14 protein-coding genes are annotated in these 14,714 nt (G+C 71.2%); 6 read left to right on the top strand and 8 right to left on the bottom strand.

All coding sequences use genetic code 11. From position 1 onward, the window contains the following. Positions 1-12: 12 nt before the first annotated feature. A complete protein-coding gene (locus tag ACIQMR_RS18155; protein WP_401387706.1) occupies positions 13-795 on the bottom strand; it encodes an ABC transporter ATP-binding protein in 783 nt (260 codons plus the stop codon). A gap of 80 nt (positions 796-875) precedes the next feature. Between ACIQMR_RS18155 and ACIQMR_RS18150 the strand changes: the two genes are divergently transcribed. From ACIQMR_RS18150 to ACIQMR_RS18135, 4 genes are all read left to right on the top strand, one after another. Beyond that, the gene (locus ACIQMR_RS18150; RefSeq protein ID WP_401387703.1) at positions 876-1,514 is read left to right on the top strand and encodes a TetR/AcrR family transcriptional regulator; all 639 of its coding nucleotides are present in this window, start codon (positions 876-878) and stop codon (positions 1,512-1,514) included. Between the two features lie 265 nt (positions 1,515-1,779). Further along, positions 1,780-2,628 (top strand): 3-hydroxyacyl-CoA dehydrogenase family protein, encoded by an 849-nt coding sequence (locus ACIQMR_RS18145; protein WP_266383295.1) that lies wholly within the window; start codon positions 1,780-1,782, stop codon positions 2,626-2,628. Positions 2,629-2,818: 190 nt separating this feature from the next. Next, positions 2,819-3,142, top strand: a complete 324-nt coding sequence (locus ACIQMR_RS18140) for an STAS domain-containing protein (RefSeq protein WP_041984301.1) — start codon at positions 2,819-2,821, stop codon at positions 3,140-3,142. Between the two features lie 218 nt (positions 3,143-3,360). After that, the gene (locus tag ACIQMR_RS18135) at positions 3,361-5,862 is read left to right on the top strand and encodes an ATP-binding protein (protein WP_401387699.1); all 2,502 of its coding nucleotides are present in this window, start codon (positions 3,361-3,363) and stop codon (positions 5,860-5,862) included. Between the two features lie 613 nt (positions 5,863-6,475). Here ACIQMR_RS18135 and nucS read toward each other — a convergent pair. Next, positions 6,476-7,138 (bottom strand): endonuclease NucS, encoded by a 663-nt coding sequence (gene nucS, locus ACIQMR_RS18130; protein ID WP_385474718.1) that lies wholly within the window; start codon positions 7,136-7,138, stop codon positions 6,476-6,478. A gap of 287 nt (positions 7,139-7,425) precedes the next feature. On the opposite strand from nucS, the gene ACIQMR_RS18125 reads away from it, so the two are divergent. Further along, on the top strand, positions 7,426-7,818 hold the full coding sequence (locus tag ACIQMR_RS18125) for an SCO5389 family protein (RefSeq protein ID WP_266383303.1): 393 nt from the start codon (positions 7,426-7,428) through the stop codon (positions 7,816-7,818). 128 nt (positions 7,819-7,946) lie between these two features. Here ACIQMR_RS18125 and ACIQMR_RS18120 read toward each other — a convergent pair whose 3' ends face one another. Next, complete coding sequence (locus ACIQMR_RS18120; RefSeq protein WP_401387695.1) at positions 7,947-8,975, bottom strand: LLM class flavin-dependent oxidoreductase; 1,029 nt, start codon at positions 8,973-8,975, stop codon at positions 7,947-7,949. Positions 8,976-9,190: 215 nt separating this feature from the next. Here ACIQMR_RS18120 and ACIQMR_RS18115 point away from each other — a divergent pair, with 215 nt between their 5' ends. Beyond that, entirely contained in the window at positions 9,191-9,520 is a 330-nt protein-coding gene (locus ACIQMR_RS18115; RefSeq protein ID WP_401387692.1) for an ATP/GTP-binding protein, read from the top strand. Between the two features lie 28 nt (positions 9,521-9,548). On the opposite strand, the gene ACIQMR_RS18110 is transcribed toward ACIQMR_RS18115, so the two are convergent. From ACIQMR_RS18110 to ACIQMR_RS18090, 5 genes are all read right to left on the bottom strand, one after another. Then, positions 9,549-10,409, bottom strand: a complete 861-nt coding sequence (locus ACIQMR_RS18110) for an ABC transporter permease subunit (protein WP_401387689.1) — start codon at positions 10,407-10,409, stop codon at positions 9,549-9,551. Next, on the bottom strand, positions 10,409-11,599 hold the full coding sequence (locus tag ACIQMR_RS18105) for an ABC transporter ATP-binding protein (RefSeq protein ID WP_401387686.1): 1,191 nt from the start codon (positions 11,597-11,599) through the stop codon (positions 10,409-10,411). The genes ACIQMR_RS18110 and ACIQMR_RS18105 overlap by 1 nt, the downstream gene beginning before the upstream one ends. 133 nt (positions 11,600-11,732) lie before the next feature. Then, the gene (locus tag ACIQMR_RS18100) at positions 11,733-12,512 is read right to left on the bottom strand and encodes an ABC transporter permease (protein ID WP_401387683.1); all 780 of its coding nucleotides are present in this window, start codon (positions 12,510-12,512) and stop codon (positions 11,733-11,735) included. 3 nt (positions 12,513-12,515) lie between these two features. Further along, positions 12,516-13,466 carry an ABC transporter ATP-binding protein gene (locus tag ACIQMR_RS18095; protein ID WP_266383320.1) on the bottom strand — a complete coding sequence of 317 codons (951 nt, stop codon included), beginning with the start codon at positions 13,464-13,466 and terminating at the stop codon, positions 12,516-12,518. A gap of 226 nt (positions 13,467-13,692) precedes the next feature. Then, positions 13,693-14,631: a cellulose-binding protein gene (locus tag ACIQMR_RS18090; RefSeq protein ID WP_401387680.1), complete on the bottom strand. Its 939-nt coding sequence runs from the start codon at positions 14,629-14,631 to the stop codon at positions 13,693-13,695. Between the last annotated feature and the right edge of the window lie 83 nt (positions 14,632-14,714).

Raw genomic sequence — 14,714 nt, 5'->3', positions numbered from 1 at the left:
ACGTACGGCCGGTCAGACGGCGACGGGTGTGGTGTCCACCGGGGCGGGGCCGCGTCCGGTGATGGCGAGGAAGGTGTCCTGGAGGGAGGCGTCCGCCGATCCGGCGTGGCGCTGCTTCAGCGCCGTCGGGGTTCCCTCGGCGACGACGGTGCCGTTGTCGATGACGACGAGCCGGTCGGACAGCTCGTCCGCCTCGTCGAGGTAGTGCGTGGTGAGGAAGACGGTCGTGCCGTACTCGTCACGCAGCCGCCGCACGAGGTTCCACAGGTCGGCGCGGCTGCCTGGGTCGAGTCCGGTGGTCGGCTCGTCGAGGAAGAGGACTTCAGGCCGGTGGGTGAGGGCCATCGCGATGTCGAGCCGGCGCCGCAGGCCGCCCGAGAGCGCGGCGCACGGGCGGTCGAGAAGCCCGGTGAGGTCGAGTTCGTGCGCCAGTTCCTCGGCACGGGCGGCCGCGTCGGACCGGGAGAAGCGGTAGAGCCGCGCCTGGGTCGCCAGCTCTTCGCGCACGGTGACGGTCGGGTCGACACCGCCGGACTGGGCGACGTAGCCGATCTTCTCGCGTACACCCGCGGGGTCGGTCGTGAGATCGCGGCCGGCGATGGCCGCGGTGCCGCCGGTGGGCCGCAGCAGCGTCGTGAGCATGCGCAGGGTCGTGGTCTTGCCCGCGCCGTTCGGGCCGAGGAATCCGAGGATCTCGCCGCGCTCGGCGGTGAGGTCGATGCCGCGCACCGCGGCGACGGGGCCGCTCTTCGTGGTGAACGTCCGGGCGAGGCCGGAGGTCATGAGGACTGCCATGCGCCAAGAAAAGCAGAGGCACTGAAAATTTGCAATGACTCCAAAAAACAAATGTCCCCAGTGACGGCTACGATGGGCGCATGGCTGAGGGGCTCAGGGAGCGGAAGAAGCGCCGGACCAGGCAGCACATCTCGGACGTGGCCACGGGCCTGTTCATGGAGCGCGGCTTCGACGCGGTGACCATCGCGGAGATCGCGCAGGCCGCGGACGTCTCCGTCAACACCGTCTACAACTACTTCCCGGCCAAGGAGGACCTCTTCTTCGACCGTGAGACCGCACTCGTCGACCGACTCGCGCGCTGGGTCCGCGGGCGGGACGAGGGTGAGTCGGCGGCCGTGGCCGTCCTGCGCGAACTGCGCACGGAGGTCGAGGCCGTCTCGCCACAAGTCGGACTGATGGAGGGATATGACCGTTTCCTTCGGGTCATCCACGGTGCCTCCACCCTCCAGTCGCGGGTGCTGACCTTCCAGCGGGAGATCGTCGACCGCCTGGCCCGGACGCTGCGCGAGGAGACCGGCGCCGCCCCCGACGACCCGATGCCGGCTCTGATGGCGGGTCAGATCAACTGGCTGTACGAGACCGTGATGGGCACCATCGGGCGGGAGATGATGGCCGGCCGCCGCCCCGTCGAGGTCTCCCGCGAGGCCCTCGTGCTCATCGACGTGATGGAGGAGCTGCTCGGCGAGCGGGTCCTCGGCTACGCGCTGCGCGCGGGGTGAGTGCGCCGGCCTCCCGCCCGGCGGAGTCGACGCCTCGGCCGGCGGCGGGGCGCCTCACCTCACGGCAGGGCACCTCACCTGACACCCCGTACGGGTGTGATGTCCGTCATGGGAGACGGAACCACGCCCCGGATGGCCTCGTTGAGCGGTGGTGGCCGGGCGAGGGGCGGGCGTGACGCGCATCTCTTCACCGCCACAGGGCCGCCCGTGACCGCTAATCTCCGGCAGAGATCGGATAAATAAACGTGTGTTAAGGGGTGCAGCAGTGGCCAGGAAGCTCGCCGTCATCGGGGCCGGACTCATGGGGTCCGGAATCGCGCAGGTCTCCGCCCAGGCGGGCTGGGACGTCGTGCTGCGTGACGTGACCGACGCGGCCCTGACCCGTGGCACCGACGGCATCAAGGCCTCGTACGACAAGTTCGTCTCCAAGGGCAAGCTCGAAGCGGCCGACGCCGAGGCGGCCTTGGCGCGCATCACCACGACCACCGACCTCGACGCCGTCGCCGACGCGGACATCGTCGTCGAGGCCGTCTTCGAGAAGCTCGAGGTCAAGCACGAGATCTTCCGCACCCTCGACAAGCTCGTACGGGACGAGACGGTCCTCGCCTCCAACACCTCCGCCATCCCGATCACCAAGATCGCGGCCGTGACCGAGCGCCCGGAGCGCGTCGTGGGCGCGCACTTCTTCTCGCCCGTCCCGATGATGCAGCTCTGCGAGCTCGTCCGCGGCTACAAGACCAGCGACGAAACCCTCGCCACCGCTCGCGAGTTCGCCGAGTCCGTCGGCAAGACCTGCATCGTCGTCAACCGTGACGTCGCGGGCTTCGTGACCACCCGTCTCATCTCGGCGCTCGTCGTCGAGGCCGCCAAGCTGTACGAGTCGGGCGTCGCGACCGCCGAGGACATCGACATCGCCTGCAAGCTCGGCTTCGGCCACGCCATGGGGCCGCTCGCCACCGCCGACCTGACCGGCGTCGACATCCTGCTGCACGCGACCAGCAACATCTACACCGAGTCGCAGGACGAGAAGTTCGCGCCGCCGGAGCTGATGCGCCGGATGGTGGACGCCGGTGACATCGGGCGCAAGAGCGGGCAGGGCTTCTACAAGCACTGAGTGCGCAGGGGGCCGTACGCCCCTGCGCATCGTCACCCCTCAGGGTGAATTCGGTATCGGTTCGCTTACAGGCGGCAACTTCTGTGCGCGTAGGGCAGTCAGTTGTTGCAAAAGAACAACGCAGTCGGAACGCGAGCAGAGCAGACAGAGAAGTCGGATCTGACAGACAGAGCACTCTCGGGGAGCGCATATGCACATCAGGGGCGACCACGCCGAGCTGGTCGTCGGGGGCCGCCTCGACGTCCGAAGCGCGGCGGACGCCCGAACGGTCCTGCACTCGGCCGTCGACGACGGAGTCGGCGACCTGGTACTCGACCTGACCGATCTGGACTCCTGGGACGCGACCGGACTCGGGGTCATCATGGGGGCGCACCGACGGGCGGGCCGCTGCGGCCGACGGCTCGTCCTGCGCGGCGTGCCGCCGCAGATGCAGCGCCTCCTGGTGGCCACCCGGCTGCACCGAATCCTGGCCATCGAGGGTGGAATCGCCGCAGAGTCCCTGCCTCGGGTCTGAGCGGACGACACCTGGCAGGGTGCGCAATCCTCACGAGACCGTGACGTCCTGGGCGGCCCGCGACCCCGGCTGTTCCCGGATACTCGACAACGGTCTAGGGTTCGGTCGCCCACCGATTCACAGACCCACACGGCGGGCACCGGACCAGAAGCGGCAGCGGAGCGTGCAGACCGGCCGGGAGGGGCTTCCGCACGAGACGCCATCTGGGGGCTTTGACCATGGACCCGACGAACCGGGGACCGGAAGAGTACGGCCACGACAACGACCGCGGCGACGACGGCGCAGGCGCGCAGCGCCCGCCGCGCGACGCCGTGCCGGCCGAGTTCGCGCAGACACCCACGCCCGCCCGCACCGTCCGGCTGGTCGCGGGCGACTTCACGCTCACCGTCAACCCCGTCGACGGAAGCGAGATAGAGCCCGGCCGCCCCGGCGAGCAGCCGGCGGCGCCCGCGCGCCACACCGCCGAGGAGCGCGAGGAACTGCGGCGCGCCGGCCGGCCACCGGTGCCGGCGGGCCCCGCCGCGCCCCCGCTGCCCCTGCTGGAACGCCAGGAGGAGCGTGAGCGGCTCGTACGACTCCTCGGACGCGGCCGGTCGGTCCGGCTGACCGGGCCCGCGGGATCGGGGCGCAGCGCCCTGCTCGACGCCGTCGCCGCGGACTGCGCCGGCCTCGCGCCAGACGGAGTGATCCGGCTCTCCGGCTACCGCCGGACGGCGACCGAGCTGCTGTACGAGCTCTTCGCCGTCGTCCACAGCGCCACGCTGCACCGGCCCGACCGCACGACGCTGCTCGAACACGTCCGTGGCATCGGCGCCGTCGTCCTCCTCGACGACCTGGAGTTCGGCGGCAGCGCGCTGGACGAGCTCCTCGACGCCACACCGGAGTGCGCCTTCCTGCTCGCCGCCACCCCCGATGTCGCGGCGCCGACGGCCGACTCCCACCTCGAAGAGGTGTTCCTTTCCGGGCTCGAACGCGGCGCGGCGCTGGAGCTGCTGGAGCGGGCCGTGGATCGGCCGCTCACCGACGACGAGGCGAACTGGGCGGGGGACCTCTGGTTCGAGTCGGAGGGTCTGCCGCTGCGCTTCGTCCAGGCGGGAGCGCTGCTCCGGCAGCGCGACGCCCTGCGCGCCCTGGCCGAGGGGCCGGGCCACGACGACGATGACGACGACGCGGACGACGTCTTCGCCGACGGGCACGACGTACCGCTTCCGACGATCGGTGAGGGCGCGGCCCCCGCCGCGCTCCTCGCCTCCCGGCTGAGCGAATCGGCGCGCGACGCCCTGCGGTTCGCCGTCGCCCTCGGCGGCGAGGTACCGCACCAGGCGCATCTGCCGGCACTCGTCGGCGACACCCACGCGGACGCCGCCATCGGCGAACTGACCAGCTGCGCCCTGCTCACCCCCGTCGGCTCCCGGTACCGGCTGGCCGCCGGTGTCGCCGCACAGCTGGAGGCCGCCGGCTACGGCGAGGACGCCGTGGCCCGGGCCCACACCGCCGCCCAGCACTACGCCTGGTGGGCCGGCCACCCTTCGGTGGCGCCGGCACGCGCGGCCGCCGAGGCCGACGCGATCCTCGCGGCGATGGGCGTACTGGTGCCGGGCCAGGAGGCGGGGCACGCCAGCGCCGCGGTGCTGCTGGCCCGCAGCGCCGCGCCCGCGTTCGCCGCCGGGCTGCACTGGGGCGCCTGGGAGCGCACCCTGCGGAATGGGCAGGAGGCGGCCCGCATCGCCGGCGAGGTCGCAGAAGAGGCCTACTTCCACCACGAGCTGGGCGTGCTCGCCCTCTGTACGGGGAGTCTGGACCGGGCCCGCGCCGAGCTGGAGGCGTCCATCGCCCTGCGCGGCGCGCTGGCCGACAAGCGCGGCACGGTCGCGGGACGACGGGCGCTCGCCCTCGTGGCCGACCGTGAGGGAAGCCTGCCGCCCGACGGGCGTTCAGCGGCGGGGGAGGAGAACCCCGCCGCGGGCAACGAGGAGCCGGCGTCCCCGTCAGGGGGCGTCCCGGCCGCCGTTCCGTCCCTGGAGACCCTCGTCACCCGTCGAGACACCCCGACGCCGACGTCCCTGCTCGTCGGCGCGCGCCGCGCCGTCCTGTCCGGCACCCGCCGCAACCTGGTTGCGGCCGGCGCGGGCGCGCTGCTCGCCGTCGTCCTCGGCACGGTGGTGACCCTGGGAGCGACGTCCGGCAGCGAGGACCCCGCGGACCAGGTGACCAACGAGCAGTCGGCGAACGAGGACGACGGCAGCGACAGCCTCAACGCGGACGAACCGGCCGACGACTCCACCCAGAGCCCCGCCGGCACACCCGACGCCACCAAGTCGGGGAAGCCCACCATCGCCGAGCCGGGCGAGAGCGGCTCGGCGGACGACCCGTCGACGCCGGGCGACGGCTCGTCGACGACGACGGGCGGCGGCGGTTCCGGCACGAGCGGTTCGACGACGGGGGGTTCGTCCACGACGGGCGGGACCTCGGGCGGGCCGTCCACGACGGGGGGCACGTCGACGGGCACGACGGGCACGCCGTCGTCGAGCGGGGGTTCGTCGACACCCCCGACCAGCACGCCCAGCGGGACCCCCACCAGTACGCCGACGGAGCCGACGGGCACGCCGAGTGAGACGCCGTCCTCCGGCACGGCCGTCGGCATGACGAGCAACGGGGCAACAGCCACCTCCGGCAGCCCGAGCAGCAGCCAGGCGCTGTCGAGCAGCTCCTCGACCTGACGGCGCGTCCCGTCAGGGACGACGTACGGGCGTATCGGCGCCGGTCCACGGTCGGCCGGGGGTGGCACCCGGCCGTGCCGCGCCCGGCGCAGCCAGCCGCTGTCCGCGCCTTGCCCCGCCGGGGCGTGGTGCGCGGGGCTGTGCTGTCCGACGTGATCGGGTGCTGACGGCTGCGGTCTGCCGGTGTGTCGGACAGTGTCCGACGGCTCGGCCGACGGCGTGCCGGACGGTTGCGTACGGTCCGCACGCGCGATCCGGTGCCGACGGCTGCCCCAGCCCCACAACCCGCGCCGGTCCGCGCCCGGACTGCCGGGCCGGGAGGGCGTGGGCGCCGTGAGGTCGCGTGCCGGAGCGCCTCGGCGGGGCTGTGTCTGCCCGGCTCAGCTCACCCTGGGGTGGGTCGGGTGCGCCGGGTGCCCGTCCGGTGCCGACGGCTGCCGTCCGCCGCTGCCTCAGGCAGTGACAGGGGCCCCGGCGCGGGCCTGTGGACCGGTTCCGTGGTCGGCCATGCCCGCGCGGGGCGAGCCGGCCGCCTGCTGTGGCACTCGTACCCCGCACCCCCGGAACCGGCCGGGGGCCGGGTGCACCGGGTCCGGCCCGGAGGCCGGCCCCGTCAGAACAGACGCAGCTTGTCGTCCTCGATGCCGCGCATGGCGTTGTAGTCCAGCACCACGCAGCCGATGCCGCGGTCCGTCGCCAGTACCCGCGCCTGGGGCTTGATCTCCTGCGCCGCGAAGACGCCGCGGACCGGCGCCAGATGAGGGTCGCGGTTCAGCAGTTCCAGATAGCGGGTGAGCTGCTCGACACCGTCGATCTCGCCGCGCCGCTTGATCTCCACCGCCACCGTCGCGCCGTCGGAGTCCCGGCACAGAATGTCCACCGGGCCGATCGCCGTCGGGTACTCGCGCCGGATCAGGCTGTAGCCCTCGCCGAGTGTCTCGATCCGGTCTGCCAGAAGCTCCTGCAGGTGTGCTTCCACGCCGTCCTTGATGAGGCCCGGGTCCACACCCAGCTCGTGGGACGAGTCGTGGAGGACTTCCTCCATCGTAATGATCAGTTTCTCGCCCGTTTTGTTGATGACCGTCCAGACGTTGTCATCACCCTCCTTGAGCGTGCACGGAGGGGACATCCAGTTGAGCGGTTTGTACGCCCGGTCGTCCGCGTGGATGGAGACGCTGCCGTCTGCCTTGACCAGGATCAGACGGGGGGCGGAGGGCAGGTGGGCGGTGAGCCGGCCCGCGTAGTCCACGGAACAGCGGGCGATGACGAGACGCATGGTGCGCAACGCTACTCGACCGACCTCCCCGCGCGCGATTCCTCCACCTGTCGCCCACCCCGCCCCTGTCCGAGTCCCTACGGGTCGCCCCTCTTGTGCACTTACGTTATTGGCCGGTTGTGTTCCCATTCTCCTGGTGCGGACCAGACAGCGCGCCTAACGTGGAAGCAGGAGGTCGTCGGTCGTGCACTCTGCGTCGTCGTTATCGCCGTACTCAGGCATGCGCCGTCGCGCCTCCTTCCCTGCCCGTAAGACCCCGCTGGTGCGGGGTCGCGAGAGGAGAACCCATGTCGCTCGACGTCTCACCGGCGCTGTTGGAACAGGCCGAGCGAGGCGAGGTCGACGAAGCTGCATTCGTCGACTGCGTCCGGACCTCCCTGCCTTTTGCATGGGAGATGATCAGTTCTCTGGTGGCTCAGCTGAAGGTGGACGGCGGAGAGTTCGCCGACAACCAGACGCCGCCGCCGGACGAGCAGGCACGTGGTCAGCTGTTGCGCGCACTCGCGAGTGACGCCATCCGGGGTGCGCTGCAGCGGCACTTCGGGGTGCGGCTCGCTTTCCAGAACTGCCACCGCGTCGCGGTGTTCCCGCTGGACCCCTCGGTGGACGAGCGGCACGCCCGCTTTACTTCCGTAAGGGCCCAGCTGCTCAATCAGTCGCCCGAACTGCGCGACTGCTGATGTCTTTTGCTGCCGCTCCGCACCGCCGGAGGCTCTTCGCACACCGGGGCGGCAGCCTCCGCCGGACGACGGGCCGGGGGAGGAGCGCGGGCCGCACGCAGGTGCGGCCCGCCTGCTCGTCCGCCCGCTCAGCGGAGCAGCGGCAGCACCTCGGTGCCCAGACGCCGTACGTTCTCCTCCGTGGCCGCCAGATCGCCGGAGCCCTCGGAGAGCAGCGCGAAGCGGGTGATGCCAGTGCGCTCCGACGTCGCCGCCAGCCGGTCCGCGGCCAGTTGGGGCGGGCCCACCGGATGCAGCCCGCACAGCAGCTCCGTGTACGCGACGGGGTCGCGCATCGCGCGCGTCCTGCCGTCCACCGTGACATGGGCGTCCAGGCCCTGCTTGAGCCAGCCGGGCATGGCCTTGACGAGAGTCTCCTCCGCCACGGCTCGGCTGTCCTCGATCTGTGCCACGCCGGCCGACACGTGCCCGGCTCCCGCGACGGCGTCCGGCGCATGGCCCGCCGCGAGGGCGTGACTGCGCCACAGGGCGACCATGTCGGCCTTCTCCTCGTCGCCGCAGTGCATCCCGAGGAGCATCGGCAGCCCGCGCTCGGCGGCCAGCCGCACGCTCGCGGGCGAGGTGCAGGCAACGATCACTTCCGGTCCTTCGGGGCCGTCCAGCAGCTCGTCCGGCCGCGGTACGACGGGGACTTCACGGAAGGCGAATCGATCCCCCTCGGCCGAGACACGGGAGTCGCGCAGCCAGCGCAGCAGCAGATCCAGCGACTCGGGGAAGCCCTTCTCGTAGGACGCGAGCCCGGAGCCGAAGACCTCCAGGTCGACCCAGGGGCCACCGCGGCCGACCCCGAGCGAGAACCGTCCTCCGGACGTGAGATGCAGCAGCGCCGCCTGCTCGCCCAGCGCCACGGGATGGACGGTCGGCAGCACGCTCACCGCCGTGCCGACCCGGATCCGCTCCGTGCGGCCGAGCAGCAGCGCAGCCAGGGTCACCGCCGACGGGCACACGCCGTACGGCACGAAGTGGTGCTCGGCCAGCCAGACCGAGTCGAGCCCGGCTGCCTCGGCTGCTTCGGCGGACCGCACCGCCCGGTGCAGCGCCTCCCCGTGGCCCTGCCCCGGGAACTGGGCGGCCAGTACAAAAGCTCCAACGCGCATCGCCTTTTGCCTCCTTGCGGCCGACGCGGCACTCCCCCCACATAGGCAACAACGTCTGACACGTGCCAAGGGCACGGCCCCACGTGAAGTTGTTGCGATTTTCCGGTAACTGGCCCCTGTGGGTGCCGTGCTCCGGCGTCGTACGGGGCGCCTACCCGGGGCCGGGGACCGTAGGCTGATGAGGAACTGTCCGCTCTGCCCCCCTGAGGTGCCACGTGTCCCCGCGCCGGAACCGCCCCCGTGGCGGCGAGAAGCCGACCGACCGCGCGAGCGAGGCGGGCGAGCGCTACGGCGGCTTGGAGCGGTCCGAGAACTGGCAGGGCGAGGACTGGCGGGTCCGGCTGGTCGCCGGGGCGAGCGCGGCGGGCAAGCGCTACCGCTGCCCCGGCTGCGACCAGGAGATCCCGTCCGGGACGCCGCACGTGGTGGCCTGGCCGGAGTACGGCGGCGTGGACGACCGGCGCCACTGGCACAAGGCGTGCTGGAACGCGAAGGACCGCCGCACCTCCCGGGTGCAGCGGTCCCGTAACGCTCCCCGGTACTGAGCGGCGGCCACCGCGTACCGGACAGGAATCAGACGTCGCGCCTGGCGAGGGAGAAGCCGGCGCCCACCAGCGCGACGACCGTGGCCCCCAGCATGATGAACAGCGGGTCCCAGCCGGTCGGTCCCGAGTTCGTGACCGGTGCGCTGTACAGCACGCCGAGCTGGCTCGGGATCGAGTACTCGAAGAGCGCCTCCTGCACCTCGCGCAGCGACGGCGAGAACATGAACAGCGCCAGGACCAGCGGCAGCAGCACCAGGCCGATCATGATCGTGATCGCACCCGCGGAGTGCCGGATCAGCGCCCCGACGGCGAGCGAGAGCAGACCGAGCAGCGCGACGTACAGGCCGGCGCCCACGGTGGCCCGGAGCCAGTCCTCACCGGTGTTGACGCCGCCGGTCACGATCGACGTCTGCAGTGCGCCGACGATCCCGGCGGTTACGGACGTGATCACGAAGACCAGGAGGAAGAAGACGATCGCCTTCGCGGTCAGCACCCGGCCGCGGCTCGGGCAGGCGGTCAGGGTCGTCCGGATCATTCCGGTGCCGTACTCGGAGGCGATGGTCAGCACGCCGAGCGTGATCACACAGATCGAGCCGAGCAGAACGCCGAAGAAGCCGAGGCTGAGGACCGACTCCTCGCCCAGCCGGGCGTCGGAGGCGGACACGGCGAAGGCGGAGAGCAGGCCGATGCCCACCATGAGCACGATCATGACGCCGAGCGTCCACATCGTGGACCGGACCGAACGGATCTTGGTCCACTCGGAGGCGAGCGCATCGCCGAGGTGCGCGGCCCGCACGGGAATCGGGGAGTCGTACCCGGCCTGCGGGTAGGCGGCCGGGGAGTAAGCGGCCTGCGGGTGCGCGCCCTGCTGCTGGTACGGGGTCGTCATCAGGCGTCCTCGGTGTTGCTCTTGGTCAGGTCTGCGGGGGCGGTCGCGGGCGCCGGGGCGGGCGCGGCCTCGGCCGGCGGGGCGGCGGGAGGCGCGACCTGGGGTGCGGCCGGTGCGCCGGCCGGGACGGGCGCCGGGGCAGTCGCGTACGGGTTCTGGCCGGGCGGCGGCGGGGCGTACCAGCCCTGCTGCGGCACCTCGGGCACGACGACCGGCTGCGCCGGCGGGGCGTACCCCATCGGCGGCTGCTGCATCAGACCGGCCTTCTGGTCGTCCGTCGAGCGGTAGTCCACGGCGCCCTGCGTCATCCGCATGTACGCCTCCTCCAGCGAGGCCTGGTGCGGTGAGAGCTCCCACAGCCGTACGTCGGCGCCGTGCGCCAGATCGCTGATCGCGGGCAGCGCGAGCCCCGTCACCCGCAGCCCCCCGTCCGGCTCCGGCATGACCTGGCCGCCGGCCTCGGTGAGGACGCTCGTCAGCTTCTCCCGCTGCTGCGGCTCGGTCGCCGGCGTCCGCACCCGGGCGAAGTCGGCCGAGTTGTGCGAGATGAAGTCCTTGATGCTCATGTCCGAGAGCAGCTGCCCGCGCCCGATCACGATCAAGTGGTCGGCGGTGAGGGCCATCTCGCTCATCAGATGCGAGGAGACGAACACGGTGCGGCCCTCGGCGGCCAGCTGCTTCATCAGATTGCGCACCCAGAGGATGCCCTCGGGGTCGAGTCCGTTGACCGGCTCGTCGAAGAGCAGCACCTGCGGGTCGCCCAGCAGCGCCGCCGCGATCCCGAGCCGCTGCCCCATACCGAGCGAGAAGCCCTTGGAACGCCGCTTGGCGACTTCCTGCAGCCCGACGACGCCGAGGACCTCGTCGACCCGCCGGGCCGGGATACCGGACAGCTGGGCGAGCGACAGCAGGTGATTGCGCGCGCTGCGCCCGCCGTGCACGGCCTTGGCGTCCAGCAGCGCCCCGACCTGGCGCGGTGCGTTGGGCAGGCTCCGGAAGGGATGGCCACCGATCGTGACATGGCCGGAAGTCGGCTGGTCAAGTCCGAGGATCATGCGCATGGTCGTCGACTTGCCGGAGCCGTTGGGCCCGAGGAAGCCGGTGACGGCACCGGGTCGTACCTGGAAGGAAAGGTTGTACACGGCCGTCTTGGCGCCGTAGCGCTTTGTCAGGCCGACTGCCTCGATCATTACTCCAGCCCCATCGACAGGTCAGGTCGTCGGGGCACGGACCATGCTGCGGCCGCAGGCCCCCGTAAGAGTTAGGAGGATATCCGCGGCTTGACGGTTCCAGCCATGCTGCACGAGTCCCACATGTGGCGGATCAGGCGTCCCGCTGCTTGAGCACCAGGAATCCTCCGAGCAGTGCCACAGCCACCCAGATGAGCATGATGCCGAGGCCGCCCCAGGGACCGTACGGAGCCTCCGCGCTGTTCATCGCCTGCGGCACCACCTGCATGATCTTCGAGCCCGCCTGGTCCGGGAAGTAACGGGCCACGTCCTTCGCGTACGGAACGGCCGCCAGGATCTGGGAGACCAGGAAGAAGAACGGCATCAGGATGCCGAGCGACAGCATCGAGCTGCGCAGCATCGCCGCGACGCCCATCGAGAAGATCGCGATCAGGCTCATGTACAGCCCGCCGCCGATCACCGCGCGCAGCACGTTCTCCTCGCCGATCGAGGTGCCGTGCTCACCGAGCAGGGCCTGGCCGAGGAAGAAGCTGAGGAAGCTCGTCGCCATTCCGACGAGCAGCGCCAGCACCCCGGCCACCACGACCTTGCTGAAGAGGAAGGTCGCGCGCTGCGGCACGGCGGCGAGCGAGGTGCGGATCATGCCCGAGCTGTACTCGGTGCCGACGACGAGCACGCCGAAGACGACCATCGCGAGCTGGCCCAGCGCCATTCCGGAGAAGCTGATGAGCGTCGGGTCGAACGTGGCGCGCTCCGGCGCCGGCAGGTCGTCGAAGTTCGAGGACAGCAGCGCCGACAGCAGGCCACCGAGGGCGACCGTCACGGCGAAGGCGCTGACCAGGGTCCAGGTGGTGGAGGCGACCGAGCGGATCTTGGTCCACTCGGACCGGAGAACGGCGGGTACCGAGGCCATGGGTCAGGCTCCCTTGTCGCGCGGGGCCCACTGGGGGCCGGAACCGGGGGCGGAATGGGCGTGGTACTCCACCGCGCTCGCCGTCATCTGCATGAACGCCTCCTCCAGCGAGGCACGCTGGGCGCTCAGTTCATGGAGCACGATCCGGTGCTCCGCGGCCAGCTCACCGAGCCGTTCCGTGGTGGCGCCGTCGACCTCCAGCGTGCCGTTGCCGGCCTCGACGGCAGTCAGTCCCGACTCGTGGATGACGTCCCGCAGCCGCTCCTGCTGGGGGGAACGCAGCCGGACGTAACTGCGCGAATTCTGATGAATGAAATCGGCCATCGACGTGTCCGCGAGCAGTCGGCCCTGGCCGATGACGATCAAGTGTCCCGCGGTGAGGGCCATTTCGCTCATCAGATGCGAGGAAACGAAGATCGTCCGCCCCTCGGCGGCGAGCTGCTGCATCAGATTGCGGATCCAGTGAATTCCCTCGGGGTCGAGTCCGTTGACCGGCTCGTCGAACATCAGGATCTCCGGATCGCCGAGCAGCGCGGAGGCGATTCCCAGCCGCTGGCCCATGCCGAGGGAGAAACCCTTCGTCTTCTTCCTGGCCACTGCCGTCAGCCCGACCAGGTCGAGGACTTCGGCCACGCGGCTCTCCGGGATCCGGTTCGCCTGGGCCAGGCAGAGCAGATTGTTGTACGCGCTGCGGCCGCCGTGCATCGCCTTCGCGTCCAGCAGTGCGCCGATGTACTTGAGCGGCTCCTGAAGGTCCCGGTAGTGCTTGCCGTCGATCCGGACCGTCCCGCTCGTGGGGTTGTCCAAGTCCAGCATCATGCGCATCGTCGTCGACTTGCCCGCGCCGTTCGGCCCGAGAAAGCCGGTCACGACGCCAGGTCGCACCTTGAAGGTGAGATGGTCGACCGCGACCTTGGCGCCGAAGCGCTTGCTGAGACCCTCGAGCTCGATCATGCGTTCACGCTACGGGCGGCGGATGCCCTGCGCCACCGCTTTGGGTAACCGGAGGATGACGCCGCCGTGCCCCGACGGTTGCCCTCCGCGCCCGGGCCGGAACGGAGTCCGGGACGGGACGACGACGCGGGCGGCGACGAGGGCGGCGACGAGGACGAGGACGCAACAGCAAACGCCCGTGCCCGGCGCCGTGGAGGCGCCGGGCACGGACGTGGGAAGCGACGCGTCAGCGGGTCTGCTGCGCCGGCACACCCCGGGAGATCGGCTCGTCGTCGGCAGGCGTACCCGCCGCGGCGACCGCCGCACCCGTCAGCGTGGCCAGCATCTCGCGGACGTTGGTCAGCTGGGCGTTGATGGAGTCGCGACGGTTCGTCAGCGCCGCCAGCTCGCGCTCCGATTCGCTGCGGATACGGTCCGCCTTCGCGTTCGCGTCCGCCACGATGTCCTCGGCCTGGCGCTGCGCGGTCTCGACGGTCTGACGCGCCCGGCGCTCCGCGTCCGTGCGCAGCTTCTCGGCCTCCAGGCGAAGCTGCTCGGCCCGGTGCTCGATCTCGGCGAGCCGCTTCTCCGCCTTGGCCTGACGCGACGCCAGGTCACGCTCGGACTGCTCGCGGCGCTTCGCCAGGTTCGTCTCGAAGTCCGCGGCGGCCTGGGCGGCCTTGGCGCGGGTCTCCTCGAAGAGCGCGTCCGCCTCCTCGCGCTTGGACTGCGCGTCCTTCTGCGCGTCGGTGCGCAGCGAGTTCGCCTCGCCCTGGGCCTTCTCGACGATGCGGACGCCCTCGTCCTCGGCCTTCTGCTTGCGCTCGGACGCGAACGCCTCCGCGTCGTTGCGCACCTGCTGGGCCGCCGACTCGGCGAGCTCACGGTGCTGCTCGGCGGCGCGACGGGCCTCCTCGCGCAGGTCCTTCGCCTCCTCCTCGGCGAGACGGAGGATCTTCTCGACACGCGCACCCAGTCCCGCGTACGACGGTTCCGCGTCGTTGACCTGGGCCTGGGCATTCTGCGTCTCGAGGTGGAGCTCCTCGATGCGCTTTTCCAGAGAGGTGATCCGTGCAAGAGCACTGTCACGATCGGCGACGAGTTTGGTAATGCGGTCATCCACCTGACCGCGGTCGTACCCACGCCGCACGAGCTCGAAGCCGAAGGGGGAGGAAGTGTCGCTCATGGGGTTCCTGTCGAATGAGACCGGTGAGGTGATAGGGGGAATCCTAGGCGCCGAGGCGGCGTGTCATCGAGCGGATGCCCGTT

Origin of the sequence: Streptomyces sp. NPDC091376, assembly GCF_044757085.1 — a bacterium.
In the GTDB taxonomy this organism is placed as follows: Bacteria; Actinomycetota; Actinomycetes; order Streptomycetales; family Streptomycetaceae; genus Streptomyces; species Streptomyces pratisoli.
Note: the sequence above shows the minus strand (reverse complement) of the source record. Positions and strands in the feature narration are given on the sequence as shown.

What these genes read in the sequence shown, in the direction of transcription:
- ACIQMR_RS18150 (WP_401387703.1), top strand. Translation starts at nt 876, where the DNA reads ATGGCTGAGGGGCTCAGGGAGCGGAAGAAGCGCCGGACCAGGCAGCAC.
- ACIQMR_RS18140 (WP_041984301.1), top strand. Translation starts at nt 2,819, where the DNA reads ATGCACATCAGGGGCGACCACGCCGAGCTGGTCGTCGGGGGCCGCCTC.
- ACIQMR_RS18090 (WP_401387680.1), bottom strand. Translation starts at nt 14,631, where the DNA reads ATGAGCGACACTTCCTCCCCCTTCGGCTTCGAGCTCGTGCGGCGTGGG.
- ACIQMR_RS18110 (WP_401387689.1), bottom strand. Translation starts at nt 10,409, where the DNA reads ATGACGACCCCGTACCAGCAGCAGGGCGCGCACCCGCAGGCCGCTTAC.
- ACIQMR_RS18095 (WP_266383320.1), bottom strand. Translation starts at nt 13,466, where the DNA reads ATGATCGAGCTCGAGGGTCTCAGCAAGCGCTTCGGCGCCAAGGTCGCG.
- ACIQMR_RS18105 (WP_401387686.1), bottom strand. Translation starts at nt 11,599, where the DNA reads ATGATCGAGGCAGTCGGCCTGACAAAGCGCTACGGCGCCAAGACGGCC.
- ACIQMR_RS18125 (WP_266383303.1), top strand. Translation starts at nt 7,426, where the DNA reads ATGTCGCTCGACGTCTCACCGGCGCTGTTGGAACAGGCCGAGCGAGGC.
- nucS (WP_385474718.1), bottom strand. Translation starts at nt 7,138, where the DNA reads ATGCGTCTCGTCATCGCCCGCTGTTCCGTGGACTACGCGGGCCGGCTC.
- ACIQMR_RS18100 (WP_401387683.1), bottom strand. Translation starts at nt 12,512, where the DNA reads ATGGCCTCGGTACCCGCCGTTCTCCGGTCCGAGTGGACCAAGATCCGC.
- ACIQMR_RS18120 (WP_401387695.1), bottom strand. Translation starts at nt 8,975, where the DNA reads ATGCGCGTTGGAGCTTTTGTACTGGCCGCCCAGTTCCCGGGGCAGGGC.
- ACIQMR_RS18135 (WP_401387699.1), top strand. Translation starts at nt 3,361, where the DNA reads ATGGACCCGACGAACCGGGGACCGGAAGAGTACGGCCACGACAACGAC.
- ACIQMR_RS18155 (WP_401387706.1), bottom strand. Translation starts at nt 795, where the DNA reads ATGGCAGTCCTCATGACCTCCGGCCTCGCCCGGACGTTCACCACGAAG.